Genomic DNA, 25,734 nt, shown 5'->3' with positions numbered 1-25,734 from the left:
TGAAAAAGTTAAATTGTAGGCACACCAGTAAATTACGTTTCATGAAGCATCTCATCTGTACTATCCTCCTATCCATTTTTATTCAGCCAGCATTTTGCCAATCCTCAACACCAGAAATCATCTCAGCGTCTGAAGGTGAAATTAAAATCTACCCTATCCTTCATGCCACCATGGCTATTGAGTATCAGGACATGATGATCTATGTGGATCCTTATGGTGGCAAAAAAGGATTTGAAGGACTTGCAGCACCCAGCGCCATATTGATCACTGACATACATGGCGATCACATGAACACAGAGACCTTGCAGCAATTGGAAGCACAATCCACCCAAATCATAGCTCCACAAGCTGTAGTTGAAAAATTGACCCCAGAGTTCACAAAACTTACTCCTCTGGCCAATGGTAAAAACATGACACTTCAAAACATCACAATAGAAGCCGTGCCTATGTACAATCTCCCAGAAGACTCAACGTCTAGACATCCAAAGGGAAGAGGCAATGGCTATGTATTAACTATTGGTGGCAAACGCATCTATATATCTGGAGACACTGAAGATATTATGGAAATGAGAGCTTTGAAAAAAATTGATGTTGCCTTCGTCTGTATGAATTTACCTTACACAATGACTGTAGAGGCGGCTGCTGATGCCGTATTAGAGTTCACACCCAAAGTAGTCTACCCCTTCCACTATAGAGGAAAAGGTGGATTTAGTGATGTGGAAACTTTCAGACGATTGATTCACGTAAGCTCTGACCAAACAGAAGTAAGATTGGTCAATTGGTATCCTGAATGATCAGGTGAATTAAAGCTTTCGCCTAACTCCGTCCATATTACCAACAAAAAATTCTCCATTTTCAACAAGGAGAATTTCACCCGCCTCACCTACCTTGATACTGGAATCCACAAGAATGACCTTATTGCTAAAGTCAGATGCTACACGATACTGAGAAGTATGTCCAACAACAACATGGTTTTTATCAAAATAATCGAGCACCCCATCCAGCTTTGACTCCGTGAAAGTAGAATCCCTAAAATATCCTCTGTACCAAATAGGACCCTGAGACCCATCTAGCAATTTGACCTTGGGGTCTTTAAAAATCGAATCTTCTGGCATTGCGTCTATGATCTGATTGCTAAATGTACTGTTAATCTCAGCAACGCTGATCTTGCTCATTGCCAAGGCAGGAGAAAGGCCCCCATGAACAAACTGAATATCATTAATACTCATGGTGACTGGTTTGGTTCTGAGCCAAGCTCCAAGTACGGATTCAGAACCAAAAATTTGCCAATAAGGCATCTGAAGCAACTGCTCCGTTTGGCGATATTTGTCATGAATGTATCTCAGATCCCCTGTCAATACCATGACCTCATGATTACCAAGCAAATAATGAACCTTTCCGCCAGATTTCTCGGCCTGCTGCTCCAGCTGATAAATAAACCAAAGACATTCCTGCACCTTGTCCCCTCGATCAAAAACGTCTCCCACAATCACAAAATGGCCATCACCAAAAACCCATTGATTTTGGTCATCTATGACGCCATTGTTTTTAAGGATTTTAATGAACAAATCATACTGGCCATGGATATCACTTAGCGCTGCTATTTTTTTAACGCCTGAGAAATCGAAGGTTTTCGCTGCCTCATTTTTATAATCAGTAAATAAATATTTTGGATTGAAATACCTTGCATCCTCACTTTTAAACTTGTCGTAATTTTGGGATGAAAGGGTTTTCTTTTTAACTACTCCATGTTCCACCCATTTCACAAGTCTTTTCTTGCCCTGTTCAAAAACATAGGGTCCATCATTAAAGGGTCTTTCTGATACAAATGCTCCATACATAACTAAAAAACTGCTCATCAAGAGCAGGGCGAACAATTTTTTCATAGATAAATATATCCATTACTTATTCAATGGAGCACACAGCATATTGTTTTCTTGGCTCAATCACTCATACCTCAAACTCTCCGTAGGATTGGCGTTGGCTGTACCCAGCGAACGCATGAAAATGGTTACTAGGGCCAACAGCAAGGCGAGTACAGCCCCAATAAGGAAAATTCCCCAAAAGTCTACCAGATCAATTCGATAGGCAAAATTCTCCAACCAGCGCTGAATAGCATACCAGGCTAAAGGAATTGAAATCAGGCTAGCCACGCCTATCATCCCTACAAATTCTTTGGAAATAATCTGCAACAAAGAAACCACGCTTGCACCTAAGGCTTTTCTAATTCCAAACTCTTTCCGTCTTCGCTCAACCACAAATGACACCAATCCAAAGATGCCTAAACAAGCCAAGAAAATGGATACACCCGAAAACATTTGAAAAATTTGACTTTGCTGTTTTTCTTCAGCGTACAGCCGTTCTAGGGAATCATCCATAAATTCATAAGAAATCGGATAACTGGGAGCCAAATCTGCATAAATTTCCTCCACTTCTCTGAGTCCTTCAAAAAGATGATTAGCATCCAACCTGATCCCCATTCTACGATGATAGTGGCCGGGCACGATCATCAACGGCTCTATCTCTTCTCGCAGCGAATTGAAATGATAGTCTTTTGTAACCCCTACTACCACATGCTCCAGCGTATCCCACATAGGGATTCGGAACCTGACACCCAAGGCTTCATCAGCAGAAAGTCCCAAATCCTGAAGTGCTTTTTCATTAACCAGTGCCGCGTGTGCATCATCGAGCCTGTATTCATTGGAGAAATCTCTGCCCGTAGCTAATTCGATATTAAACGTACTCAAATAATTTTCATCTACGAACGCCGTTCGCATCCGAATATCTTCCACATCCCCTAAAAAATCTACCGTTGTAGCATCGTGATACCCACCTGGTTCGCCAGACATGGAGGTAGCGGTTTTTATTTTCGAACTCTGCAATAGCCGTTCTCTAAATACATCGCGGTGCTCACCTATTTCGTCATTGTCGAAGTCCACCATCACTATGGCTTCACGATCAAATCCAAGGCTTTTGTTGTTTACAAAATCTAGCTGTTCTTTAATAATCAAGGTAGAAATAATCATAAATATGGAAATAGAAAACTGAGCAATCACCAAGCCTTTTCTTAACCATAAATTGTTTTTCCTAAGATGGGCTTGCCCTTTAAAAACCTCAAGAGGCTTGAGCATGGAAAGCAATATGGCCGGGTACAGTCCTGAAAGTAAAATCGTAACTAAAATTAAAACAGCAAAGAATATTAAGACCAAAGGATCGTACCATGAAGTAGTGATGGCGAGGTCAAACAGGCTGTTGAATGTTGGAAGAACCACTTCCGTGAGGCCAATAGCCAGCGTAATGGCTATGATACAAACCATGGCCGATTCTCCAAGAAATTGCAAAACAAGTCTAAGTTTATTGCCACCCAGTACTTTTCTCATACCTATTTCTTTGGCTCGTCTGAAAGATAAAGCAATGGCTAGATTCAGATAATTGAAACAGGCAATGAACAGAATGGCCATGGCCACACCCGTCAATAAAATAACTGCCTCCCTATTGCCGTGTCTTGCCCAGTCGTATCGTACTCGATCAAAATAAATGTCTTTTAATGCTTCCAGTCCAATGTCGATTCGTTTGCCTGATCTTTTAAAGTCCTCTACAAAATATTTGTCCATAAATTGAGGAAACTTGGCATTCAGCCCTTCTGCAACTAATGGCGATTCCACTTGTACATAGGTGAAGAGTCCATTGTTCCACCAGCCTTTCATAAAACTGAAGTCCTCTATGTACTTCAGAGAACCTAAAAAATCAAAGTCCAAATGCGAATCAGCTGGCCATTCACCCATCACCCCAGCCACAACAAAAGGTTCTTCCTTATCTAATATCAGCGTTTTTCCAAGCGGATTCTCTTCTCCAAAGTATTTTTTAGCCGCCTGCTTGGTCAACACAATAGCATTGGGCTGATCAAGCACGGTAGCCGGATCCCCCACTGCCAAGGGAAAGGAGAAGAATTGAAAAAAATTCGGGTCAGCGAATAAAAGTTTGTCTTCTTTGAAAACTTTATCCTCATATTCGAAAAGCGCCTCAGTCGTATAAATTCTGAGTGTACTTTTAATATCTATCGGAAAATCCAATGCCAGATGAGGGGCAAAAGGCCCAGACGTCACACCAATCTTATACTTCTCCCCATTCATTTCGCTCAGTCGAATAACCCGGTAAATTTCATTTTTGTTTACATGAAAGTTGTCATAGGCTAATTCCCCCTTGATATAAAAAAACAGAACAGACACACAGAGCATCCCAAGCGCATAGCCACTGATATTGAGCAATGTAGTGGAGCGATGCATCCATAATCCTCTAATGGTCTGCAGGATATTGAAATTGAACATAATATAGAATTTTGAGTTTTGACTAAAAGATTTGAGTGTGGATGGTCGTAGATAGGTGAGGACTTGATAGAAAAATTTCCAGCTTTCACGTTGAGAATCATTCTTGAGCCTTTCTCTATACTCTATCAGGTTGCCTTCTATTTCTTCATGCAGCTCCTCTCTGCAGAGTCTATGAATCAGCCAAAGTGCCCAACGAGGTATATGGTAATTTTTAGCTGGCATCAACCAAATTTTAAAGCAAACTGTGGCACCTGATCCCAGAGAGATTTACGCATTTCTTTGATGGTATTAAGTTCCGATTTTCCCGCAGCCGATACCTGATAGATGCGTTTTCTTCTGCCACCTCTTTCTTTGGTGGGTTCTCCCATTTCAGAGGACAGCAGTCCTTTCTTCTCTAAACGAGACAAGGTCGTATGCAACGCTCCCATAGTGATGGAGCGATTGGCCTTCTCCAACAATTCATTTTGCAAGCTGATCATATAGGCTTCATCCTGCAGGATCAAGACCATCAGCAACACCATTTCTTCGAATTCGCCAATTGCAGTTCTTTTCATCTTATATACTATTACTTTGCAGAGGTAATATACGAACACGAACCCAATTAGTTCTGCAAAATGAAAGGAAATACAATTTAACCTGAAGTCCATTTTTTGCGTAAGCTAAAAACCATGCTCACAAAACTCTATCACACCAATACACGGCTGTTGCGTTATTTGATTTTGCCAGTTCTGGCATTGGTCTTGACACATCTCGTTGCTTACAAAAAACTACCCTTCGACCCAAATTATCAATTTCCGCTGCTCACATTTTCGTTTATATTATTAATCTGTGCCATTTGTTGTGAAACCAATTATACCTGCTATAGTCTACTTAAAAAACGACACTTCGGCCATTTGACCAATGAACCCAGCATTGCCCGCCAACTGCTCATATCTAGCCTATTGACTGCTGCAGTTTTTGGTACTTTGGTCTACAGCATCAACTATTTTGTGTTTGGGATAGTTACCCCAATTACTCGATTCTTGTCTTCTCTACTCGTTGCTGAGTTGATCATTCTATTGGAGACCTTGTATTTCATAACGCGAGATTTATACTTATCTCAGAAGCAAACGGAAACTATCGCATCCGTGCAGATTTGGCAAATAGCCAGTGGAAGGAAAACACAGTTGGTTGACGAAACTGATATTGCCTACCTCTACTCACAGGCAGGGATGGTCTATCTCATCACCAATGAAGGCAAAAAAATATTGACCCAATTCAGTTCTTTCAATGACGTAAAAGACACCCACAACCTAGATGCTTTCTTTCAGGTAAATCGCCAATATTTAGTAAAACTGCATGCCATAGATACAGTGATGAAAGAGGTAAATCAAAAACTTCAAATCAAACTATCGCCTTCAGCACCCGAAATCCCTGCAGCCGCTATGATTAGCAGGTATCGCAGCGTAGATTTCAAAAAATGGCTGGCGCAATAAGACCATTCATCCTAAAATCACCCACCATTCATTTGAGTATTTAATGTTTTTTCCGCTTCAGTTGCCTACCCTCCGTAACTATGGCCAGAACAAAAATTTAAAATACTATGAAAACTATTTCACTTATGATGTTGGCTCTGATACTCACGAGCGCAGGGTCAAATCGTTCATTATCAAAAAAAGAAATCAAATACACGACTAACTATCTTGATTCATCCATGTCATTGGCGTTTAGTGCCGTAGAAAATCTCTCGTTGGAGCAATGGAACTATCAACCAGATTCGGAAACCTGGTCTATTGCCGGTGTCTGTGAACACATGCTCATTGCAGAGAAAAACATTCTGATACTGATTCAAAATAAGATCATTACAGATGAAGCCAATCGACAGGTGGATGACAATGATTTAATTACTAATGAAGAAATTATCGTAGGGCTAAAAGATCGAGGCGAAGGCAAACGCAGAAAGACCAATGAGCGGTTTGAGCCTACGGGTGCTTTAAAGTCTCCTGCGCAATTTATAGCAGAGTATAAGGCAGCCCGAAAGGCCACCATGGACTTCGTAAAGAATACAGAAGCAGATCTCAATGCCTATTATTGGGCGAGTCCTCTGGGCAACAAATTGTCTGCCTACCAATGGACAATTCTACTCAGCGCACATGCTGAAAGACACACGGCTCAAATAATAGAAGTGCAGTCTTCGAGCAACTACCCAATGTAATGATGAAATATGTATTATGTCTACTTGGCTTAGGCCTGGTGGCCTGCTCTTCTGCTGACATTAACAAAGAGCTCCTTATTGGCACCTGGAAGAACACGGCACTCAAGGTGAAAATGAATACTTTTCAAAATCAAGAGGCCACCAAATGGCTAACTGCCCAAAGAGGACAATGGGAAGCAGTATTGCAAATCAAACCCATAGAAACCACGTACTTCTCGGATGGTCGTTTCCAATCCACTTATACTGGACTGGATAATAAGAGGCTTGGTACAGAAGAAGGATATTGGAAGCTGAATGGTGATTCTCTAATTCTAAGTTCAGATAATTACAATAACAGTTACAAACTTGAATGGACGGGAAATGAACTTCGGTTTGTTGCTTGGCTCGACTGGGATCAAGACGGAAACAAAGACGACTTATATGATGGCTGGCAGGTTAAAGTCGAACCTTAATGCCGCAGAAGAGCCTTGGTTTTTGAGTTTACTGGCCACGCAATCCGTGGTCAGTTTTTCTTTTGGGGGTATGTAAGTGGCTGAAATAGACTTTCTTATTTTTTCTTCAGGTATTTATCCAGTGCACTGATTTTATTATCCCAGAATTTTTCATAATAGCTAACCCAATCACGTATTTCTCTGAGTGGTTTGGGATCTGCATAACAATAACGCTCCCTACCCTTTGGTACAATGTCGACAAGACCCGCTTTATTCAGTACATGGATATGTCTGGTAACTGCCTGCCGACTCATCTTAAATTTATCAGCAATCTGATTGATCGACAGAGCCACAGAGGCCATGATCAAAATATGAAATATTTCTCGCCGGGTAGGATCAGAAATAGCTTTGAATATGCTATGTTTTTTCTTAGATGCTAATGGCATATTTAGTTCTTTATATATTCCTTCAACCAATTGCTCACTGCATCCCATCCTTCGACTGACGAGTCAAACATGGCCACGGCAGAATCCTTAGGGTAATTGCTAAAACCCCAGTGATTAATCTTTAACATGGTACCGTCTGCTTTGCTTTCAAGTGACCACCTGACAGTGGTGACCTCAGTGGTACCACCTACGATCCACGTATAAACCAAATCGTAAACAGGATTGACTTCTAATACCTCTCCAGTCACTCGCGTACTCTCATGTGTAAATGTATACTGATAGCCTACTTCTGCCTTAAAGTCGGCTTGAATAAACCACTCGTTAATTTCCTTTTCCAAGGAAATCGCATTCCAGACTTTATGGATAGGTGCATTTAGAAAGTACTCCTTTTCGATTCTATCATTCATACTGCTAAGATAATCCTCTCCATATTAATTCGCAACCAAAATATTACCTAACCCAAATGTTGGGTTAGGTAATAACCATTAACCAACACTAATATCTTTGATAGGCAACAGGTGCTATATTATTTTCTCTAAGATAAATTAAGGTCTGAGCGCGATGGTGATAGATATGATCTCTTAAGGCTTGAATGATAAGTCTCCTCGTTCGGGTGGCAGGCTCCTTTTCAAAGAAAAAATAGTAGGTGCCAGTCATTTCCTTATCGTCTGTGTTCTTCAAAAAGTCGATTACGTGATCAAATTCTTTAGAAAGATCCTTAATCACCCTAGCCTTTGAAATCACCGTCTTCTCATAGGCCGTATTTTTTGGAACAATCGTCTGCAAATCAGGGCGTATATCATTCAAAAACATCAGTTGTACACTCATGAAATTTCTCACATGCTTATAATGTTCTGCAAACGTTCTTAACTCATCAGATTCAGAGGGTTTATACTCGAATTTGTCTTCGGGCATTTGGTTCGCGATGTCCAATGTGTACTGCTTCATACTGATCATCAGATTTACCATTTCATCTGCATAAGACTTTTTCATTTGACCAAATGAACTTTGAGACAGGCTAAATATCAGAATAATAGCCAGATAATTGATTTTACTCATAATCATTGTTGTTTTAAGTTTTGATCTTATTTAGTTATGCTTGAGCGCGTTGTATCCAAAATATTTTCTTAAAAAGCCCATCTGACCAATATGATAGGCCTCGTGATAAGCGAAAAATTCAACGATATCAATAAGTCTTCCGCCCATTGGGCTATCAGCAGTCAGTTCATGATCTTTCATTTCACCCAGCTTAGTGATTAGTTTTTCTGAGACTAGTGGCCAGTCCAGTTTTAACTCTTCCAGAGAGGGATAATCTGCATTTTCTGATAAGCCGTTGAGGTTGCCAAACAACTCAGGATATGGTTCAGTTAATTTTAGGCCCAGCATGCCTGCCAACATATATCTACACGAAACCAAATGACCTGTGAGCCACGTGAGATGATTAGTGTTTTGACTGATCCTACTTTGAGCATGTTCAGTCGATATGCCATCAATGGCATTGGTGAAAAACTCTGTTTGCATCTGAAATAGGCCTATTAGAGGCATTCCCAATGTCGTTTTTGTTTGTGTGTCTTCCATTATCATGATTTTTTTAGTGATTAATAAGCAACATTTTTGTTGCTAATAAAGCTCTGTAACGATCATGCAATTTTTTTGTTGCATTTTACTCAAATGAACTGACTCGTTGGCTAGAAGTTAGGTTTCTTTTGGAACCAACAGGTCAATTCATTTGACCAGCATACTGTCAATTAGCAATCATTCAGATCATTGAGTGGTCAACCATTTTGGTCAGTAAAGGCAAGCAGCTATATACTAAGCTTTAATTTCGTTTTATTCGCAATCCAATATGTGTAAATACCAGACCAACAAGCCACAATAGTGGGATCAGCATGCCACTCGTTATGGGCATTTTATCTGGTAAGAATAAAAACAAACTAAAGCCTAACACTGTGAACCCTCCTAAAATTAAGTTTATCCAAAAGCCGACCCGCTCATTTTTCCAATTGAACCTAACCGCAACAAATAAACTCACCAATCCTATCCAAACCAGATTATAGGCATGAAACTGAGCCACAGCACCCACAGCGTCATACCCATTAATAAGACTATCTGTGTTGATATTTGGCGCCACGTTGTAAAAATAATCTTTGAGCTCTCCCGCCCTTGCCTGTCCTAACAGCATAACACCAGCTAAAATATTGAGCCCTCCCCAAAGTGCATAAGACGAGGCTCCTACTTTGGCAAAAGCATTTGATGTACTTTTCATTTTATTATCGTTTAGTTTAAAATATTATATGCAATTATAAATTTGCATATAATATTTTACTTATCTCTATAATTATATAATAAACGTGTCTTTATTTCTACTATTGAATGCATATGTAAAAAAATACTATTTATATCATTTTTATGAAATAAATTTAGGCAACATTTTTATTTCATTACGTTTAACAGAAAAAACATTACCTTGAACTTGGAGAAATCTCCTTTCATATTTCGTCTTATACTAAGACTTTTACTAGCAACTTCAGTCTCACAAGAATTAGTGACAGAAGAAATTCTGTCCACAGAAATTCACCACGTATTTAACCTTTCGAAATTCTCACTCCTGTTTGCAACTGGTCTGCTACTGTCGGAGCTGATCCATAGCTATTCAAAACGCTTTGTCCATATCACATTGGATTTTAATAGTACAATGAAAAAGGGTAGCCTCGTTATTTTCACTTGCACTATCCCTCCTTTTACTGCACTATATTATTTATTTACCTACTCTCTTGCTGGCTGGAGCGCAAGTACCAATGAATACCTTTTGCTAATAATTATGCAGTTGTGCATTGGATTTATTGAGTTTTTGCTATTCATGAGTTTACACTATCAAATCCCTACAAGTAGACCCGCCAATAAAACCTACATCTACTTCAAATCTGGATCAAAGCACATCACCCTGCATCTTGAGGACTTGGCGTACATTCAATCTAAAGGCGGTCTAGTCATTCTGATGGACATGGATCTTAATTCTTATACCACGCAATTCAGCTCTATGAATGAGATCGATTTTAATCTCCACGAATCGTTGTTCTTGAGGGTGAATAGACAGTACATCATAAATCGTTCAATTATTAAATCTGTGCATGAAACTAAGAATCGAAAATTATTACTGTATTTGGACAAAGGCTTTAGTCCTACAGCAATGCCCATTTTGGTGAGTCGGCACAAGCGGAAAGATGTCATCAAATGGTTTGCTGTTTACTCAAAAAAATAGGCTTTTACAGCAAAGCAAAACAACCTACTTACTTCCTCGCTTCCAATACCACTCATTCCTAAAACATGGCCTATTCATTGCAAAATAGAGACCACTCGTTTCATTTTCATTCAATTGTCTCATTGGATCATATTCGATTGCGTTAGTTCTGCTAAATAATCACTTCATGCTATGTTCAGATTTCTCCTTACTGTCTTTCTTATCTGTACCTACTTTTCATGTATAGGCCAAACAGACTTTCAAGTTCACAGGTATCATGATCCAAATATTGGATTCATTAATATCTACCTAGTCGAAACTAGCAACCACTTGGTCTTGATTGACGCTGGCTTGACCAACTATCATGCTGAGGCCATCAACCAATTGATCGATTCACTTGACAAACCACTCCATTCCATCTTACTGACGCACGGCCATATTGACCATTATGCTGGATTATCTGTTATTGAGTCAAAAGCACCAATTCTGTCCTCAAAGGGCGTGGCACAGGAAATAGAACAAAACGACACCTACTACATGTCCAGATTCACGAATCCGCAACTCTCAAGCTTAATACCTAAAACAAGAATTGGCCCTACAAAAATTGTGGATGACAACTACAGTTTCAAAATTGACCATGTCAGGTTCAACAGCCATAATATGGGCGCTGGCGAATCACTAGACGACATCTACTGGGAGGTGACTCACAAGAAAACCAAGCATGCATTTGTAGGCGATTTGGTTTTAAACCAGATGCATGCCTTTTTTCAATCGGGATATAGTGAAAATTGGAAGAAAAGCCTGATTCGACTGGCTAAGACGTTACACCCAAAAACAACCATTTATCCAGGGCATGGTGAAATTGGCGGCAAGGATATTCTTCATTGGCAAATCAAATATATAGATACCTACAAGGCCACAGTGGCTGAACTTCTTAAGAAGGGTAATGAATTTGGTGAAAAAGAAAGGGCTTATCTCATCGATCAAATGACAGATTTCCTTCCAGGCGAAAGAGCCAATTTTTTAATCAGTTGGAGTTTGCCAACAATAATTGACGAATTGAGCCATACAAATTGAACAGATCAACACATTTGAAATTTTGACTTTAACACTACATCACATGAAAATTAAAAAACTTGTAATTCTACTTTTTCTAATTCCTGAATTGGCAAATGCACAATCAAAATTCGGAACCGAAATGGCAATTATCCTATCCAATATGAAAACTTATACCTTGGAAGTTGTGGAGCTCATGCCGCCCGAAAAATACATGTTTAAACCGTACGATAGTGCCAGGACATTCATGGAAGAAGTAGATCATATGAGCAAAATCCTAGAATTTCAAACCAAGTATATTCTTGGCGGTCAGGGAGAATTTAAAGAGCAAAGAGAACTAATCATACTGGCTCCAGTACCAAAAACAAAGTCAGAGGCACTATCAGCGTTTGAAACTCGCTTTGATGAATCAATCGCACTTATGAACTCCCTTGATGAGTCTGAATTTGATGAAGAATTCACTTTCTTTTTCTTTAGAGGACAACCCGTCAAAACCAAAAGAACCATCGCTATGGGACTGCGGGATCATGTCACTCATCATCGCTCCAAGTTGGTATTATACCTTAGAATGAACGGAATCGAACCTCCATTTTATCAAATTTTTTAATCTGTTATGGTTATTACTATTAGAATATTAACTTTTACAATTGCAATATGTACGCTGAGTTGCGGGGACTCTTATATGACTCAAATTCATACTAGTGCCGCAGATTCTGTTGAAATCAAACAGGCGGTCTATCAATTTATTAGATCAATAGATAGGATGAATGTGGATTCAGTGGTCGCTTGTTATACCTACGAGGCCAAAGTATTCTACCCATTCACCTTTACGCCTAAGTTATTAATTGGTAAGAAAGAAATCGGAATTGCTCAAAACCAGGGCTTTAAACTAATGGCCAAACTTTTCAAACAACAGGGCATTGAACAATCCACTTTGGGACTTAAACCCAACTCCTTGAGTATAGAATTGCTTTCAGAAAATTTTGCACTAGCTATATGGCACTCTCCACGAGGTAGCAGCATGGGGCGAAGAAGTGCACTGTTGAAAAAGGTTAACAATAGTTGGTTGATTCATTATCATCACGCCTCTAACGTCGTGTCCACAGATTAGAAATATATGCTCATCAAGCCCCATTTGTATTAAAAATAAACATGGTGCATCTCCTATGAACTCGGATAATGAATCAACCCTTGTCATTGGTTTTTGAGTTTACTGGCCACGTAATCCGTGGTCAGTTTTATTTTATCTATCAATATTTTAGAAAGAGATATAATTGAAAAATAGACAGGAACAAAAGCAGGATGGCTATACTCAGCTGACTATCAAGTGACCTGACAAATACTTTGTAAAGCAGGGCTAACAAAAGTATGAATTTGATAAAAAAAGAAAAGAAGCCAAATATTCCAGCATACTGCTCAAATCTATATTCCCTTCCATGGATTTTCAAATCCAAAAAAATAGGCTTGTTGAACCATGGCGTTGCATATACAACTGCACGCTCATATTTTCCCTGTCTTACATCTTCCAACTCCCCTCCTCGCAAATACAAGACATAATTATTTACTTTTAAAATGTCATAGTACGGAGATCTTGATCTAAGAATGGTTTGCTCCTTTGCCCCTTCATTGCTGAATGCTACTAGGGGAAGGTGACTATCTACAATCAACAACAGGTTGAAAATTACTACGACAACCAATACCACTTCAAAGCCCCTAAGCAATGACTTGGTCAGTATGTGTTGTCTTCTAGCCACTTCTTTCGCCTGCTGTTGCGCATAGGCTTTTGCCCTTCTCCTCCATTCGTCAAATGCATGATTTCGAATATCATAATCATAGGCTGGAGCACTAGACAGTATAGTAGCTGGTCGAGGGCCTACCCCTGTTAGAAATTTATAGGCTTCATTAATTTCAATAAATTTTGCTTTAGCATTTTCATCCTTGCTTACATCTGGATGATATGCTTTAGACAATCGTCTGTAAGCCAATTTAATTTCACTCTTAGTTGCGCCTGGAGTCAGGTGCAGCACGTTGAGATAATGGTTATTCATTAACCAAATGTAGAAAAGGTGTACTAAAGATGAGCCATAAAATCCAAGACTACTTTCCAAATTTCCTCAGTTGACCCCTCCACTTTTTCTGTATTCATCATCGAGGCGCCATGAACCCCATTCTTTGAAACATAGGTGGAAAGTCCTGCGCTTTTTGCAAGCTCAAATTGTGATTGTACGGACGGAATCCCCATTTCTTCATGCGGACGAAGTATAAGCGCCTTGCCATTCAACATTAGAAACTTATCATTTGGACTGCATGACTTCATTGATCCGCCAGACGCAGGCGAAAAAGCCAAAACTCCCGATATTTTATCCGGATAATTCGCTAGCAAATGAATCACCATTGCTGCACTGTAGCTGCTCCCCCAAGCTATGATCTTATCCGAATGATTCAGTTCAGATCGCACGAAACTCAACGTTGCTTCAAAATCTGGGAAAGTATCACAATATTCATATTCTTTCCCATCTAATTGATCAACTGTTCGATTAACACCTCCAAGCTTACTTCCTCCACTTCGCTGATCTACGGCAATTATATTGTAACCGCCCTCAAGCAAAATTGGAATAATATTTTCGTATTCCCCCCTCGCACATGAGCCAGCTTGATGAAATAACATGACCATTGGACTGCCCTTTTGATTTATATAGAGATCTCCATACAGAGCCAAGCCATCTTTGGTTTTAAATTGGACTTCCTTTGCCGATTGACCTTGGACACCCATGGTCACCATGATGATTATAATAGTTAGTAATGATGCTCTCATAGGCATTACACGGACACTAAACTTCAGTAAAAAAACAACAGGTCAAACAACCTATTTTGGGTATCAAACTACAATTTGTATGAATATCAATCTTATCTAAACAAAAAAACCCGATTCAATGAATCAGGTTTTTTTGTTTTATTCTTGACACTACTAATGTGCTAACATTTTTTCCTTTTTCTTTTTTAGTTGCCTTCTGAGGGCCTCTACGGCCTCATCAGCACCAGCTTCAAATGACTTTGCCTGCTCTTTAGAAAACACCTGTCCGCCAGGTATATTCAATTTAATCTCTACGATCTTATTATCTCTTGATTCATCTTTTTCAACTTTCAAGATCACCTCTCCGTCAATGATCCTATCATAAAACGTCTCTAATTTGTCAACTTTCTTCTGAATGAAATCAACCAATTTTTGATCTACGTCAAAATGAAGGGAATGAAACTGTAACTTCATAAGATTAATATTTATAATGTTAGAAAATAATTTAAGCCTTTGGATGCGCCTGGTCAAAAACTGACTTAAGCTTATCCAAAGAATTGTGCGTATAGACCTGAGTGGCAGCCAAACTGGAATGACCCAGCAAATCTTTAACTGCATTGAGGTCAGCACCATTGTTCAATAAATGTGTGGCATAGGTATGCCTTAGCACATGAGGACTCTTCTTATACACTTTAGAAATGTATCCCAAATACTTCTGTACGATTCTATACACCATCATTGGGTAGCACTTTTTTCCTTTGTCAGTTGTGAGCAACCAATCCTCTCTTGTTGTCACTTGCTCCTTTATTTTTCCATACGCTTCTATCAGTCGTATGTTGTCTAAAGTCAAGGGAATAATTCTTTCTTTATTTCTTTTGCCTAATACCTTAATGCTTTGATTAAAATGATCGACGTCTTGATCTTTGAGATGGATCAATTCTGACAATCGCATACCTGTCCCATAGAGTAATTCTACGATTAGTTTATCACGAGTTCCTTCAAAGTCATTTGAAAACTCAACTCGATCCAAAAGATTATCCATTTCGTCTTTGAGGACAAATTCTGGCAATGCCTTAGCTGTCTTCAATGGACGAAGCTTGGTCGCCGGATTTTCTGAGATAGCCTCTCGCTTAAGTAGAAATTTATAATAAGATCGCAAGGAGGCAATCTTCCTATTGACAGATCGTGGATTTATATCTGCCTCAATTAATGAAACTACCCAAGCGCGAAGCATTTTATGATTTGCCTCTTCAGGGGTAAGTTCTATATCAATACATTCCAAATAGTCTTGAAACTGAAGGAGATCAGTTTCATAAGCTTGTACAGTGTGCGTACTGTATCTTTTTTCCTGTAAAAGGTATTTGAGGAATGGTTTTATCATTAGTATAACCTTGGTTAAGGCTATACTAACTTATAAAAAACCAAGCACAAAAACTACTTAAATTAGTAGTTTTCTTTGGCGTACATTTTTTGCTTGTAAGCTGCTTTAATCAACTCTTCTCTTCTTGCGACAGAAGGTTTTTTGAAGGCTGTTCTAGATCTCAATTGCTTCAAAACACCAGTTTTTTCAAACTTCTTTTTGAACCTTTTTAGTGCTCTATCAACCGACTCGTTTTCCTTTACGTTAATAATTAACATTATCTTCTATTTTTTTAAACGGGCTGCAAATTTATGATACTTGTCATTAATTCACAACCTGTTTCTATAATTATCTTAATTTATTTATTCTACTTCTCAAACAAGGTTCTAGCAATCACCAATTTTTGTATCTCAGAAGTACCTTCTCCAATCGTACAAAGCTTAGAATCCCTATAGAATTTCTCAACTGGAAAATCTTTCACATAACCGTACCCTCCAAACACCTGTACTGCGTCATTGGATACGCTCACAGCTGTTTCTGATGAATGTAATTTTGCCATAGCTGATTCTCTATTGACACTTTTACCTTGATTTTTTAGTTCTGCAGCCTCCTTGATCAACAACCTTGAAGCCATAACCTGAGTAGCCATATCTGCGATTTTAAATGAGATACCCTGAAACTTGGAAATGGACTGATTGAACTGATGTCTTTCTTGAGAGTAAGCTACAGCAGCATCCAAAGCTCCTTGTGCTATACCTAAGCCCAAGGCAGCAATTGAGATTCTACCCCCATCTAATATTTTCAATGCTTGAACAAACCCTTCTCCTACCTCGCCCAGTAGGTTTTCAGCAGGCACTCTACAATCATCAAATATCATCTCTGCGGTTTCCGAAGCCCTCATCCCGAGCTTGTCTTCTTTCTTGCCTCCAGAAAAACCAGGAGTTCCACGTTCGACTACAAAAGCAGTCATTCCATGAGAATCACCAGGCTCCCCAGTTCGAGTCATTACAACCGCCACATCTCCTGAGATCCCATGCGTGATGAAGTTCTTGGTTCCATTAATCACCCAATGGTCACCATCTTTCACTGCAGTTGTTTTCATGTTTCCAGCATCTGAACCTGTGTTAGGCTCGGTAAGACCCCAAGCTCCAATCCACTCACCACTCGCCAATTTTGGCAACCACCTTTTCTTCTGCTCTTCATTGCCGAACTGCATGATGTGTCCTGTACACAATGAATTATGAGCGGCAACAGACAATCCTATAGAACCACACACTTTAGCAATTTCAGAAACAACAGTTACATATTCGTGATAACCAAATCCCGACCCACCATATTCTTGAGGTACCAAAACTCCCATTAATCCCAGTTCTCCAAGCTTTTTAAAAAGTTGAATTGGGAATTCCTGACTTTCATCCCATTTCATGATATTGGGTCTGATTTCCTTTTCACAGAAATCATGAACCATATCCTTGATCATTTGGCAGTTTTCAGCAACCAATTCCGGCGTATTTTCGCTAATATTATTCATCTTATCTTGTTGGTTATCAATTGTTAAAGGCAATAATAGAAAATATTTTCGCTATATATAATGGTTGACTGAAATAATGTTTGATTACCGGGAAAAATACCCCTTCAAAACGGTCTCACAACTTGCCAAAAAAGAAAACCACAATTCAACCATTAATATCTCAATGAATCTGGATTTTAATCTCATTCACTTTAGATTTGCGCCTTTAAAAAAATAACTTAAAATATGAAGATTGCTGTAGTAGGAACCGGATATGTTGGCTTGGTTACTGGGACATGTTTTGCGGAAACAGGAAATCATGTGACTTGTATAGATATTGACGAAAAGAAAGTTGAAAAACTTAAAAACAAAGTCATGCCTATTTATGAGCCTGGTCTGGACTTACTTTTCGAAAGAAATATCAAACAAGGAAGACTTGAGTTCACAACAAGTCTGTCGGAAGGAATTAAAGGAGCAAAAATTATTTTCCTTGCTCTGCCAACGCCTCCAGGTGAGGATGGATCAGCAGATCTAAAATATATATTAGGAGTAGCTAATGATCTAGGTCCATTACTCGAAGAGTATACTGTAATCGTGGATAAAAGCACAGTGCCAGTAGGAACCGCGGAAAAAGTAACTGCTAACATTAAAAAGGGTGCTAACGTAGATTTTGACGTTGTGTCAAATCCAGAGTTTCTCAGAGAAGGAGTTGCTCTAGATGATTTTATGAAACCTGACAGAGTGGTTATAGGCACATCATCAGATCGTGCTAAAAAAATCATGGATGACTTGTACGCCCCTTTGGTGAGACAGGGAAATCCAATCATTGTAATGGATGAAAAATCTGCTGAATTAACCAAGTACGCAGCCAATTCATTTCTTGCAACTAAAATCACATTCATGAATGAAATCGCCAATATGTGCGAACTGGTAGGCGCTGATGTTGATGCGGTAAGAAAAGGAGTGGGAACAGATTCTAGAATTGGCAAACGTTTCTTATTCGCCGGAATTGGTTACGGAGGAAGTTGCTTCCCAAAGGATGTTCAGGCCTTGGCCAAATCTGCCAAAGAAGTGAATTATGACTTCGAAATTCTAACGGCCGTAATGAACAAGAATGAATCTCAAAAAATGAAATTGATCGATAGAATCAAAACGCATTACAATGGGGATTTGTCAGGAAAGACATTCGCTGTTTGGGGATTGGCCTTCAAACCTTATACTGATGATATTAGAGAAGCGCCTTCATTGCTAAATATCCAAGAACTATTAGCAGCTGGAGCAAAAATCAAAACATACGATCCGGAAGCCATGGAGAATGTAAAGGAGGTATTTGGTGACCAAATTGAGTTTTGCAATGACGAATACGATGCAGCCCAGAATGCTGATGCATTGCTTATCATGACTGAATGGCCAGTATTCCGCACGCCAGACTTCGCCAAACTAGATGGTGCATTGAAAAGTAAATTAATTTTTGATGGTAGAAATCTTTATAACACGGAAACCATGGCTGAATTAGGTTATACCTATCACAGCATTGGTCGAGCTACTATCAACGGCTAGGAATGAAAAACGTACTTGTAACAGGTGGACTTGGGTTTATTGGTTCTCACACTTGCGTGGAACTAATAAACTCAGGTTTTCACCCAATAGTTCTTGACAACCTTAGTAATTCTGAGATGTGGATCAAGGATAGAATTGAGAAAATAACCAATCAGACCCTCACATTCTATCATGGAGATTGCCGAGATGCTCAACTCTTAGACACCATCTTTTCAGAAGATCAAATTGACGGAATCATCCACTTTGCAGCTAGCAAAGCAGTAGGGGAGTCTGTAGCAGAACCTCTCAAATATTACAACAATAATCTAGGAGGTTTGACCTCAATACTTGAAGCTTCAACAAAGCACAAGTGCTCAAATTTGGTGTTTTCTTCCTCTTGCACTGTGTATGGCACACCTGATTCGCTGCCAGTTGATGAATCGGCCATGATCAAAAATGCTGAATCTCCATACGGCACAACAAAAATTGTTTGTGAAAGAATCATTCAGGATCTATCAAAAGCTGACCCATCATACAAATCAATACTACTCAGGTATTTTAATCCTATTGGAGCGCATGAATCTTCATTAATTGGTGAACTGCCAGTAGGAGTTCCTAGCAACTTGGTACCATTCATTACTCAAGCTGCAGCTGGCCTGAGAGATGGTCTAACTGTATTTGGGGACGATTACAATACCAAGGATGGGAGTTGTGTAAGAGACTTCATTCATGTGACAGATTTAGCCAAAGCACATATAAAAGCCTTAGCGTTTTTACTAAACGAGAACGAAGGCACTTGCGAAGCCGTAAACATTGGCACTGGCCATGGAAACACAGTTTTGGAATTAATTACTGCATTCGAAAAAGTAAGTGCTCAAAAACTCAATTACACGATTGGCAAAAGAAGAAATGGCGACGTGGAAGCTGTTTATGCGGACGCCACTAAATCAAAGAAACTGCTCGGTTGGGAAGCAACAATCAGTCTGGAACAAGCATTATTAGATGCCTGGAATTGGCAAAAAACTTTAGCAAACAATTGATGGACAAGAAGATATTAATCACTGGTGGCGCTGGATTTATAGGATCACATGTAGTGAAATATTTTGTTGACCAATATCCAAATTATGAGATTGTCAATCTGGACAAACTCACCTACGCTGGCAATCCAAACAATCTATCTGAGATCAGAGAGGCGAAAAATTACAGCTTTGTGAAAGGAGACATTTGTGACGCTCAATTAATAGATAACCTCTTCAAAAAACATCAATTTGATAGCGTAATTCACCTGGCTGCTGAATCTCATGTTGATCGGTCTATTGAGAATCCGCTAGCCTTTGTCAATACAAATATTATAGGAACTGTCAATCTTCTTAATGCTTGTTGTGAATGTTGGGCCAATGATTTTTCTAACAAACTATTTTATCATATCTCTACAGATGAGGTTTATGGTTCACTCAGTGATGGAGAGTTTTTCTATGAGACGACTGCTTACGACCCTCAGTCACCCTATTCAGCCTCTAAAGCCAGTTCTGATCACTTTGTAAGGGCTTATAGCAATACATATAAGCTGCCCATTGTAATCTCTAATTGCTCCAACAACTATGGCCCCAATCAGTTTCCTGAAAAACTGATCCCCCTTTGCATTCAAAATATTATGGATGAAAAGTCTTTACCCGTTTATGGCAAAGGTGAGAATATTCGAGACTGGCTTTTTGTACACGACCACGTCACGGCGATTGATGTTGTTTTCCATCAAGGAAGATCAGGAGATACCTACAACATAGGTGGGTTTAACGAATGGAAAAACATAGATTTGGTAAAACTACTTTGTCAAATCATGGACAAGAAATTGGGTCGTGCAACTGGCAGCTGTGAATCGCTCATTACCTTTGTGACAGATCGTGCAGGACATGACCATAGGTATGCCATTGATTCTACCAAAATATCTAAAGAGCTCAACTGGAAACCTTCTTTACAATTCGAAGAAGGTTTGGAGAAAACAGTTGACTGGTATTTGGAAAATCAGCAATGGCTGGCTGACATTAGGTCTGGTGCCTATCTAAGGTAATCTTCCATTTGGAATTACACCTGATTACATAGTATTTTGAGTTTCCTTATTTTATCTAAAACCTATGGATATATCCACTGAAGTTGTACTCAAGTCGTTGGCTATTCACAAAATTACAGAAGATGACGGCCTGATCAATTCTACACAAGCATTGAACATTGCCGACAGAGATCTCAATCAGCTATTGGTCAAATACTTTTTTAAATCATTTAAGGCTGAAGAGCGATTTAGATTTGCTCATGAGACGTCTTTGGAATACAATGAGGTTTATAATTTTGTGAAGGCCATATTCGATTCTCCCAATCATTTGCACGAAAAATCTATAGCAATTGCCAAGCATCTTTACGCCCATTCCAGAAATCAAAACATAAAAGATGGCGACGTGATGGTGACTTATTTTGAAGACTGTGTCTTGGGAGATGAAGTCACTGACGCAGTGGGTATTTTCAAAGTAGAAAATAAAGATACTTATATCAAAATCATGGGGCATGGTGGCGTATTTGATATCAGTAGTGAAGAAGGTATCAGTATCAATAAATTGGACAAGGGGCTGATCATTTTCAATACTGACGAAGACACTGGGTATCAAACCATGATGGTGGACAAAACCAATAAATCTGGCAATGCGCAATATTGGCAAAAAGACTTTTTGGGTGTAGAGCCCTTCAATGATGAGTACTTCCACACACAAAGCATCATCAACAACATGCAAGAGTTTGCCCAAGAAGCTTTTGCAGGGCAGACCAAAACAGAGAAAATCGCATTTGTAAATGAATCCATTGATTACATCAAAGCCAATGACCAGTTTGATCAATCAGACTATCAGGAAACTATACTTCAGGCACCTGAGCTTATAGAACATTTCGAAAATTTTCAAGAAAAGAAGCAAGTCGAACAGCCAGAACTCAATCTGGGGCATTTCGACATTTCTAAGCCCGCCATCAAAAACACGAAGCGGTTTATCCGTTCTGTAATCAAACTAGACAAGAGTTTTCATGTCTATGTACATGGCAACCGGAAAAATATAGAGCGTGGCTTTGATGAAAACAGAAAGCAGAATTTTTATACGCTTTACTTCGAAAGGGAGGAATGAAAAAGGAGCCTTTCGGCTCCTTTAATCTTTTCTAACTTTCGACACTTTCATTAGCTGACTTCACATTGTCATCTGGATTTCGATCTATCAATTTGTTGATAGGGTCTATTCCAGCCTTTATTGGCTCTTCATCCAATATTATTTGAATGGAGCTTTCTCCTGCCGTGACTTTGTGCTTCTTCAAGTAAATCAATCGATCCTTTTCACCATCTGTGGGCTTCCCAAAAACACCAATATCTACCCAGTCCTCCATGACAATTTCAGATGTATTGCCCAGACTATCTGCTCTGAGCTTCTTGGCTTCATAGGTCATATTCAATTCAAATTGATCATCACTTACCTTTTTGTAATTCACTGTTTTAGCCTTGTTTTCAAACAATGTGATGTTTTCAAACATATCGTCAATGATATATTGGAGGCTGTCTGGTGTCACTTCCCTGAAATAGCTGACAAGCATATCTGAGGTTACATAAGGATTTTCCTGATAAGCATAATCGGCTATAAATCTCTTCAACGCAGCATTCACGCTATCCTCAGAGATATAATCCTGGAAGGCATACATGATTACAGAACCCTTTCGGTAATGAATGTAACCCTGACCTTCCACCATATCTAGTGGCCGCTCTTGCAAAGTTTCTGATCTTCTCCCACTTAAGTATCTGTCTAATTCATGCTTCAAAAATTTCTGCATCATTTCGGGTGGATACTCCTGCTTCATCACCATCAGTGCCGAATATTGTGACATCGTTTCAGACAACATGGCATTGCCCTGCACTCTGGCCTCAGTCACTTGATGTGCCCACCATTGATGCGCTAATTCATGAGATGTCACATAGTAGGCCATGTCTACATCGTCTTCCTCTATTTTCAGATTAAACCCTATGCCTTCAGAGAATGGAACTGTATTGGCAAATGATTGAGCAAAAGATGAATATCTTGGAAACTCCATGATTCGCATTTGACTGTATTGATAAGGACTATAATGAGTAGAAAAATAATCGAAAGACTTCTTCATTGCTTTCATCATTCGATCCAAATTGTATTCATGACCTTTGTGATAGTAAATTTCCAAATTGACTGAATCACCCTCTGCACTTACCCAAATATCCCTTTTTACCTCATAGCGTGCTGATATCATTGAAAAGAAAGGAAGAATGGGTTTGTCCATTTTGTAATGGAAATACTTTCTTCCGTCCTTGATCCATTGATCCTGTAGATAACCTGGAGCAATTGCTATTTGATCAGGAGTAGTACTCATCACAATCTCAAAACTTACTCTGTCAGCATCGTCTGTAAGCAATGACATAGCCAATCCCCTTGGGTCATCTCTTTCGAGCATTTTCTCCTTCTCAGGTAGGTCTTGCTCCTTTCTTTTGTCAATATCCGTCAACTCAAAACGCTCATTGTATCCAAAGGAAGGGAACATGGTGTTGTTGAAAAAGGTGCCATTGTAAACTACATTGGTATTGGAACCACTTTCCACAAAACCTACAGTCTTAAATTCGACAGTCCAATCCATTTGAATCGAATCACCAGGATTCATAGGTTTGTTCAAGGAATAAATGGTGTATTTAAACTCATCGAATGACTCCTTAACCTCTGCTCCTCCTTCAAAATCGAGTTCGGTTATTTTCAAACTCGCATCATTACCCCCCTGGATATGAATATCTGATATGGTTTCTTCTGACTTGTTGGTTATTATATAATAGCCTTTGGTTACAAAATCTCTTGTCTCAGGATAAATATCAACACTCAGATTAACGTCCACAATTTTTGGTTGGACAAGGGTAACATACTGCTTCAATTGCTTCTCATAAGCAGCCTGTTGTTCCTCTTGATCATCACTGTTCTGATATTCGTTCAGCACGTTCGTATTGTAATAGATGTAACAACCAGATAGGCCAAAAATCATCAACGAACTTAGAATAAATGTGACTACTGGCTTCGTCAATCGAAGTTTGCCAATTTTAAATCTTGTACTCAACAAGGACTCAGAACCCCGAACAGCAAAGAATATAGCCAAAGCCATCAGCAGACATGAAAATCCAAACCAATACAAATCCATCCAAGAAAATGAAGTCACATAATGGCCATAGCCATTCATATCTGAATAAGTACCCAAGTCAGCAGAACCAAACTGGAACAAGCTATGCTCTAACCCAATAGATGATAAAATACCAGTAGTGATGAAGAATAGAATAATTATGGCATGCCCCAAAAACTTATTATTCACCATCACATGAATAAAAAAGGACAACATGGTAAATATGGTCAGAAATGAAAGTGTGGAAGAAAACAGATCAGAAAAGTAAAGACCTATTTCATAATCATAATACCCCTTGGCAGTCTGGATAATAACACCAGACAATATCAAAGTCAAAATCAAAACGATATAGACCATCAGCATTCCAAAGAACTTGCTCAGTAAGTTGATGGCATCTGTCACAGGCATGGAATCATAAATCAAATCCATTTTTACTGCGCGCTCCTTCCAGATTAGCTCGCCAGAAAAGAATACCCCTATAATGACAAAGAAGATATTAAAAGACCCACTGATCAGCTCAAGTATAGCATAGGTGCTCGCATAGGTATTGGCACCATACATCCTATTCATATTCGTAGAACTGATAAAAATCAGTGCCAATCCACTAAGTACGATACCCAAAAAAGTAACTTCTTTCGTTACCACTTTGAAATAGAATATCGTTTGTTTGAATAATTGCTTTAGGACTGCTCCAAAGCCAAATTGCCGTGATACAGTAGGAATATTCACGTGAACGGTTTGCTCCTCTTTCTCAATCTCCGCTTTTCTCTTTCTTGCAAACCATGGCGTTCGGACAACATTGAAATTAAAACCATAATAGGTCACTATCAGTCCTATGACACCAAGTGAAACCCACAGTATTCGATTCCATAAGAATGCACCTTCTAGTGGAATTAGCAATGAATTTTGCTCGGAAACTGTCCAATACTGTGTCATGTATCGAACAGTACTGGAGGCCATTGGATCTACTATAGCTGCAGTTAGTTTATTATCAAGATCACCAGTAAAATTTCTCGCAATTCTATAGAGGACAAAAAAACCAATGCCTTGCGTATAGACTGCCAACATATTTCTACTCAGTGAACCACTGGCAAAGAAAAGTACCCCAGTAAAAAATAAATTTGGAACAATGACAACAAAAAATGGTTGCCAATAATACCAAGCATTAAAGGGCAAAAGCTTATCAGCTTCTCGTGCTGGCCACCAAGTACCTATCCCTGGCCAAAACTCACCCAGTACAAATCCTACAGTCACCCCGCTGGCGATCAAAACCATGACCACAAATGATCCTGCAAATCTTCCAAATAAATAGTCTCGCTTCTTGATTGGATTGCTAAACATAAGGGACTCCGTCCTGTGCTCAAAGTCTCTCAACACTGCTACACCCATTACGGCGGAGGCCATGAACATCACGATCAAAAACATATTCATCGTCATGGTAGCCAAAACAGCTGGTGCATTTTCTTTTACCATAGCATTTGCACCACCAACTTGTACAATATCTGTGGTCATAGCCAGGAATCCCATCAGGAAAAGAATTCCAAAATAGATATAAGTTGCAGGTCGCTTCGACCTGTACTTCAATTCGAATTTGAATATTTCAAAAAACATGGCTTAAAAATTTTAATTC

Annotated in this window: 27 protein-coding genes; 12 read left to right on the top strand and 15 right to left on the bottom strand. The window is 39.2% G+C overall.

Annotation, left to right across the window (positions count from 1 at the left end):
- Nucleotides 1-41: 41 nt before the first annotated feature.
- Entirely contained in the window at nt 42-794 is a 753-nt protein-coding gene (locus B9A58_RS13935) for an MBL fold metallo-hydrolase (RefSeq protein WP_084373485.1), read from the top strand.
- A 9-nt stretch (nt 795-803) separates the two neighbouring features.
- Here B9A58_RS13935 and B9A58_RS13930 read toward each other — a convergent pair whose 3' ends face one another.
- Genes B9A58_RS13930 through B9A58_RS13920 form a run of 3 tightly spaced genes read right to left on the bottom strand, consistent with a single transcriptional unit; the run spans nt 804 to nt 4,882 of the window.
- A complete protein-coding gene (locus tag B9A58_RS13930; RefSeq protein ID WP_084373484.1) occupies nt 804-1,886 on the bottom strand; it encodes a metallophosphoesterase in 1,083 nt (360 codons plus the stop codon).
- Nucleotides 1,887-1,946: 60 nt separating this feature from the next.
- A complete protein-coding gene (locus B9A58_RS13925; protein WP_084373483.1) occupies nt 1,947-4,550 on the bottom strand; it encodes an ABC transporter permease in 2,604 nt (867 codons plus the stop codon).
- A complete protein-coding gene (locus B9A58_RS13920) occupies nt 4,550-4,882 on the bottom strand; it encodes a PadR family transcriptional regulator (protein WP_084373482.1) in 333 nt (110 codons plus the stop codon). Before B9A58_RS13920 ends, B9A58_RS13925 begins: the two co-directional genes overlap by 1 nt.
- 114 nt (nt 4,883-4,996) lie before the next feature.
- Between B9A58_RS13920 and B9A58_RS13915 the strand changes: the two genes are divergently transcribed.
- The 3 genes from B9A58_RS13915 (at nt 4,997) to B9A58_RS13905 (ending at nt 6,974) form a co-directional block, all read left to right on the top strand.
- Nucleotides 4,997-5,803 carry a LytTR family DNA-binding domain-containing protein gene (locus B9A58_RS13915; RefSeq protein ID WP_084373481.1) on the top strand — a complete coding sequence of 269 codons (807 nt, stop codon included), beginning with the start codon at nt 4,997-4,999 and terminating at the stop codon, nt 5,801-5,803.
- A gap of 107 nt (nt 5,804-5,910) precedes the next feature.
- Nucleotides 5,911-6,522, top strand: a complete 612-nt coding sequence (locus tag B9A58_RS13910) for a DinB family protein (protein ID WP_084373480.1) — start codon at nt 5,911-5,913, stop codon at nt 6,520-6,522.
- Nucleotides 6,522-6,974 carry a hypothetical protein gene (locus tag B9A58_RS13905; RefSeq protein WP_084373479.1) on the top strand — a complete coding sequence of 151 codons (453 nt, stop codon included), beginning with the start codon at nt 6,522-6,524 and terminating at the stop codon, nt 6,972-6,974. The genes B9A58_RS13910 and B9A58_RS13905 overlap by 1 nt, the downstream gene beginning before the upstream one ends.
- A 95-nt stretch (nt 6,975-7,069) precedes the next feature.
- On the opposite strand, the gene B9A58_RS13900 is transcribed toward B9A58_RS13905, so the two are convergent.
- The 5 genes from B9A58_RS13900 to B9A58_RS13880 all read right to left on the bottom strand — a co-directional run bounded on the left by B9A58_RS13900 (nt 7,070) and on the right by B9A58_RS13880 (nt 9,665).
- A complete protein-coding gene (locus B9A58_RS13900; RefSeq protein WP_084373478.1) occupies nt 7,070-7,399 on the bottom strand; it encodes an ArsR/SmtB family transcription factor in 330 nt (109 codons plus the stop codon).
- A 2-nt stretch (nt 7,400-7,401) separates the two neighbouring features.
- Nucleotides 7,402-7,806, bottom strand: a complete 405-nt coding sequence (locus B9A58_RS13895) for an SRPBCC family protein (protein WP_084373477.1) — start codon at nt 7,804-7,806, stop codon at nt 7,402-7,404.
- Nucleotides 7,807-7,894: 88 nt separating this feature from the next.
- Nucleotides 7,895-8,458, bottom strand: a complete 564-nt coding sequence (locus B9A58_RS13890) for a DinB family protein (protein ID WP_084373476.1) — start codon at nt 8,456-8,458, stop codon at nt 7,895-7,897.
- Between the two features lie 30 nt (nt 8,459-8,488).
- Nucleotides 8,489-8,977, bottom strand: a complete 489-nt coding sequence (locus tag B9A58_RS13885) for a DinB family protein (protein ID WP_176214789.1) — start codon at nt 8,975-8,977, stop codon at nt 8,489-8,491.
- 241 nt (nt 8,978-9,218) lie between these two features.
- Nucleotides 9,219-9,665, bottom strand: a complete 447-nt coding sequence (locus B9A58_RS13880; protein ID WP_084373474.1) for a hypothetical protein — start codon at nt 9,663-9,665, stop codon at nt 9,219-9,221.
- A gap of 594 nt (nt 9,666-10,259) precedes the next feature.
- On the opposite strand from B9A58_RS13880, the gene B9A58_RS20520 reads away from it, so the two are divergent.
- From B9A58_RS20520 to B9A58_RS13860, 4 genes are all read left to right on the top strand, one after another.
- The gene (locus tag B9A58_RS20520; protein ID WP_221407861.1) at nt 10,260-10,661 is read left to right on the top strand and encodes a LytR/AlgR family response regulator transcription factor; all 402 of its coding nucleotides are present in this window, start codon (nt 10,260-10,262) and stop codon (nt 10,659-10,661) included.
- Between the two features lie 171 nt (nt 10,662-10,832).
- Nucleotides 10,833-11,717 (top strand): MBL fold metallo-hydrolase, encoded by an 885-nt coding sequence (locus tag B9A58_RS13870; RefSeq protein ID WP_084373472.1) that lies wholly within the window; start codon nt 10,833-10,835, stop codon nt 11,715-11,717.
- 43 nt (nt 11,718-11,760) lie between these two features.
- Nucleotides 11,761-12,303 (top strand): DinB family protein, encoded by a 543-nt coding sequence (locus B9A58_RS13865; RefSeq protein ID WP_084373471.1) that lies wholly within the window; start codon nt 11,761-11,763, stop codon nt 12,301-12,303.
- A gap of 75 nt (nt 12,304-12,378) precedes the next feature.
- Nucleotides 12,379-12,807 carry a YybH family protein gene (locus B9A58_RS13860; protein WP_084373470.1) on the top strand — a complete coding sequence of 143 codons (429 nt, stop codon included), beginning with the start codon at nt 12,379-12,381 and terminating at the stop codon, nt 12,805-12,807.
- Between the two features lie 139 nt (nt 12,808-12,946).
- On the opposite strand, the gene B9A58_RS20735 is transcribed toward B9A58_RS13860, so the two are convergent.
- From B9A58_RS20735 to B9A58_RS13830, 6 genes are all read right to left on the bottom strand, one after another.
- A complete protein-coding gene (locus B9A58_RS20735) occupies nt 12,947-13,744 on the bottom strand; it encodes a J domain-containing protein (RefSeq protein WP_084373469.1) in 798 nt (265 codons plus the stop codon).
- 23 nt (nt 13,745-13,767) lie between these two features.
- Complete coding sequence (locus B9A58_RS13850) at nt 13,768-14,511, bottom strand: serine aminopeptidase domain-containing protein (RefSeq protein ID WP_176214788.1); 744 nt, start codon at nt 14,509-14,511, stop codon at nt 13,768-13,770.
- Between the two features lie 153 nt (nt 14,512-14,664).
- Nucleotides 14,665-14,964, bottom strand: coding sequence for a ribosome hibernation-promoting factor, HPF/YfiA family (gene hpf, locus B9A58_RS13845; protein WP_084373467.1), 300 nt, complete (start codon nt 14,962-14,964; stop codon nt 14,665-14,667).
- 31 nt (nt 14,965-14,995) lie between these two features.
- Entirely contained in the window at nt 14,996-15,871 is an 876-nt protein-coding gene (locus tag B9A58_RS13840; protein WP_084373466.1) for a tyrosine-type recombinase/integrase, read from the bottom strand.
- Nucleotides 15,872-15,933: 62 nt separating this feature from the next.
- Nucleotides 15,934-16,128: a 30S ribosomal protein S21 gene (gene rpsU / locus B9A58_RS13835; protein WP_084373465.1), complete on the bottom strand. Its 195-nt coding sequence runs from the start codon at nt 16,126-16,128 to the stop codon at nt 15,934-15,936.
- An 89-nt stretch (nt 16,129-16,217) separates the two neighbouring features.
- Entirely contained in the window at nt 16,218-17,381 is a 1,164-nt protein-coding gene (locus B9A58_RS13830) for an acyl-CoA dehydrogenase (protein WP_084373464.1), read from the bottom strand.
- A gap of 225 nt (nt 17,382-17,606) precedes the next feature.
- Between B9A58_RS13830 and B9A58_RS13825 the strand changes: the two genes are divergently transcribed.
- From B9A58_RS13825 to B9A58_RS13810, 4 genes are all read left to right on the top strand, one after another.
- Complete coding sequence (locus B9A58_RS13825) at nt 17,607-18,920, top strand: UDP-glucose dehydrogenase family protein (RefSeq protein ID WP_084373463.1); 1,314 nt, start codon at nt 17,607-17,609, stop codon at nt 18,918-18,920.
- A gap of 2 nt (nt 18,921-18,922) precedes the next feature.
- The gene (gene galE, locus B9A58_RS13820) at nt 18,923-19,939 is read left to right on the top strand and encodes a UDP-glucose 4-epimerase GalE (protein WP_084373462.1); all 1,017 of its coding nucleotides are present in this window, start codon (nt 18,923-18,925) and stop codon (nt 19,937-19,939) included.
- Complete coding sequence (gene rfbB, locus B9A58_RS13815; protein ID WP_084373461.1) at nt 19,939-20,967, top strand: dTDP-glucose 4,6-dehydratase; 1,029 nt, start codon at nt 19,939-19,941, stop codon at nt 20,965-20,967. The genes galE and rfbB overlap by 1 nt, the downstream gene beginning before the upstream one ends.
- Before the next feature lie 64 nt (nt 20,968-21,031).
- Complete coding sequence (locus B9A58_RS13810; RefSeq protein WP_084373460.1) at nt 21,032-22,060, top strand: nucleoid-associated protein; 1,029 nt, start codon at nt 21,032-21,034, stop codon at nt 22,058-22,060.
- A 31-nt stretch (nt 22,061-22,091) separates the two neighbouring features.
- Here B9A58_RS13810 and B9A58_RS13805 read toward each other — a convergent pair whose 3' ends face one another.
- Nucleotides 22,092-25,715, bottom strand: coding sequence for an ABC transporter permease/M1 family aminopeptidase (locus tag B9A58_RS13805; RefSeq protein ID WP_084373459.1), 3,624 nt, complete (start codon nt 25,713-25,715; stop codon nt 22,092-22,094).
- Between the last annotated feature and the right edge of the window lie 19 nt (nt 25,716-25,734).

Source organism: Reichenbachiella faecimaris, assembly GCF_900176375.1.
Lineage (GTDB): Bacteria > Bacteroidota > Bacteroidia > Cytophagales > Cyclobacteriaceae > Reichenbachiella > Reichenbachiella faecimaris.
Note: the sequence above shows the minus strand (reverse complement) of the source record. Positions and strands in the feature narration are given on the sequence as shown.

Excerpts from the sequence above, each read along its gene's own strand:
- B9A58_RS13935 (WP_084373485.1), top strand. The coding sequence starts at position 42 with ATGAAGCATCTCATCTGTACTATCCTCCTATCCATTTTTATTCAGCCA.
- B9A58_RS13930 (WP_084373484.1), bottom strand. The coding sequence starts at position 1,886 with ATGAAAAAATTGTTCGCCCTGCTCTTGATGAGCAGTTTTTTAGTTATG.
- B9A58_RS13925 (WP_084373483.1), bottom strand. The coding sequence starts at position 4,550 with ATGCCAGCTAAAAATTACCATATACCTCGTTGGGCACTTTGGCTGATT.
- B9A58_RS13920 (WP_084373482.1), bottom strand. The coding sequence starts at position 4,882 with ATGAAAAGAACTGCAATTGGCGAATTCGAAGAAATGGTGTTGCTGATG.
- B9A58_RS13915 (WP_084373481.1), top strand. The coding sequence starts at position 4,997 with ATGCTCACAAAACTCTATCACACCAATACACGGCTGTTGCGTTATTTG.
- B9A58_RS13910 (WP_084373480.1), top strand. The coding sequence starts at position 5,911 with ATGAAAACTATTTCACTTATGATGTTGGCTCTGATACTCACGAGCGCA.
- B9A58_RS13905 (WP_084373479.1), top strand. The coding sequence starts at position 6,522 with ATGATGAAATATGTATTATGTCTACTTGGCTTAGGCCTGGTGGCCTGC.
- B9A58_RS13900 (WP_084373478.1), bottom strand. The coding sequence starts at position 7,399 with ATGCCATTAGCATCTAAGAAAAAACATAGCATATTCAAAGCTATTTCT.
- B9A58_RS13895 (WP_084373477.1), bottom strand. The coding sequence starts at position 7,806 with ATGAATGATAGAATCGAAAAGGAGTACTTTCTAAATGCACCTATCCAT.
- B9A58_RS13890 (WP_084373476.1), bottom strand. The coding sequence starts at position 8,458 with ATGAGTAAAATCAATTATCTGGCTATTATTCTGATATTTAGCCTGTCT.
- B9A58_RS13885 (WP_176214789.1), bottom strand. The coding sequence starts at position 8,977 with ATGGAAGACACACAAACAAAAACGACATTGGGAATGCCTCTAATAGGC.
- B9A58_RS13880 (WP_084373474.1), bottom strand. The coding sequence starts at position 9,665 with ATGAAAAGTACATCAAATGCTTTTGCCAAAGTAGGAGCCTCGTCTTAT.
- B9A58_RS20520 (WP_221407861.1), top strand. The coding sequence starts at position 10,260 with ATGAGTTTACACTATCAAATCCCTACAAGTAGACCCGCCAATAAAACC.
- B9A58_RS13870 (WP_084373472.1), top strand. The coding sequence starts at position 10,833 with ATGTTCAGATTTCTCCTTACTGTCTTTCTTATCTGTACCTACTTTTCA.
- B9A58_RS13865 (WP_084373471.1), top strand. The coding sequence starts at position 11,761 with ATGAAAATTAAAAAACTTGTAATTCTACTTTTTCTAATTCCTGAATTG.
- B9A58_RS13860 (WP_084373470.1), top strand. The coding sequence starts at position 12,379 with ATGACTCAAATTCATACTAGTGCCGCAGATTCTGTTGAAATCAAACAG.
- B9A58_RS20735 (WP_084373469.1), bottom strand. The coding sequence starts at position 13,744 with ATGAATAACCATTATCTCAACGTGCTGCACCTGACTCCAGGCGCAACT.
- B9A58_RS13850 (WP_176214788.1), bottom strand. The coding sequence starts at position 14,511 with ATGAGAGCATCATTACTAACTATTATAATCATCATGGTGACCATGGGT.
- hpf (WP_084373467.1), bottom strand. The coding sequence starts at position 14,964 with ATGAAGTTACAGTTTCATTCCCTTCATTTTGACGTAGATCAAAAATTG.
- B9A58_RS13840 (WP_084373466.1), bottom strand. The coding sequence starts at position 15,871 with ATGATAAAACCATTCCTCAAATACCTTTTACAGGAAAAAAGATACAGT.
- rpsU (WP_084373465.1), bottom strand. The coding sequence starts at position 16,128 with ATGTTAATTATTAACGTAAAGGAAAACGAGTCGGTTGATAGAGCACTA.
- B9A58_RS13830 (WP_084373464.1), bottom strand. The coding sequence starts at position 17,381 with ATGAATAATATTAGCGAAAATACGCCGGAATTGGTTGCTGAAAACTGC.
- B9A58_RS13825 (WP_084373463.1), top strand. The coding sequence starts at position 17,607 with ATGAAGATTGCTGTAGTAGGAACCGGATATGTTGGCTTGGTTACTGGG.
- galE (WP_084373462.1), top strand. The coding sequence starts at position 18,923 with ATGAAAAACGTACTTGTAACAGGTGGACTTGGGTTTATTGGTTCTCAC.
- rfbB (WP_084373461.1), top strand. The coding sequence starts at position 19,939 with ATGGACAAGAAGATATTAATCACTGGTGGCGCTGGATTTATAGGATCA.
- B9A58_RS13810 (WP_084373460.1), top strand. The coding sequence starts at position 21,032 with ATGGATATATCCACTGAAGTTGTACTCAAGTCGTTGGCTATTCACAAA.
- B9A58_RS13805 (WP_084373459.1), bottom strand. The coding sequence starts at position 25,715 with ATGTTTTTTGAAATATTCAAATTCGAATTGAAGTACAGGTCGAAGCGA.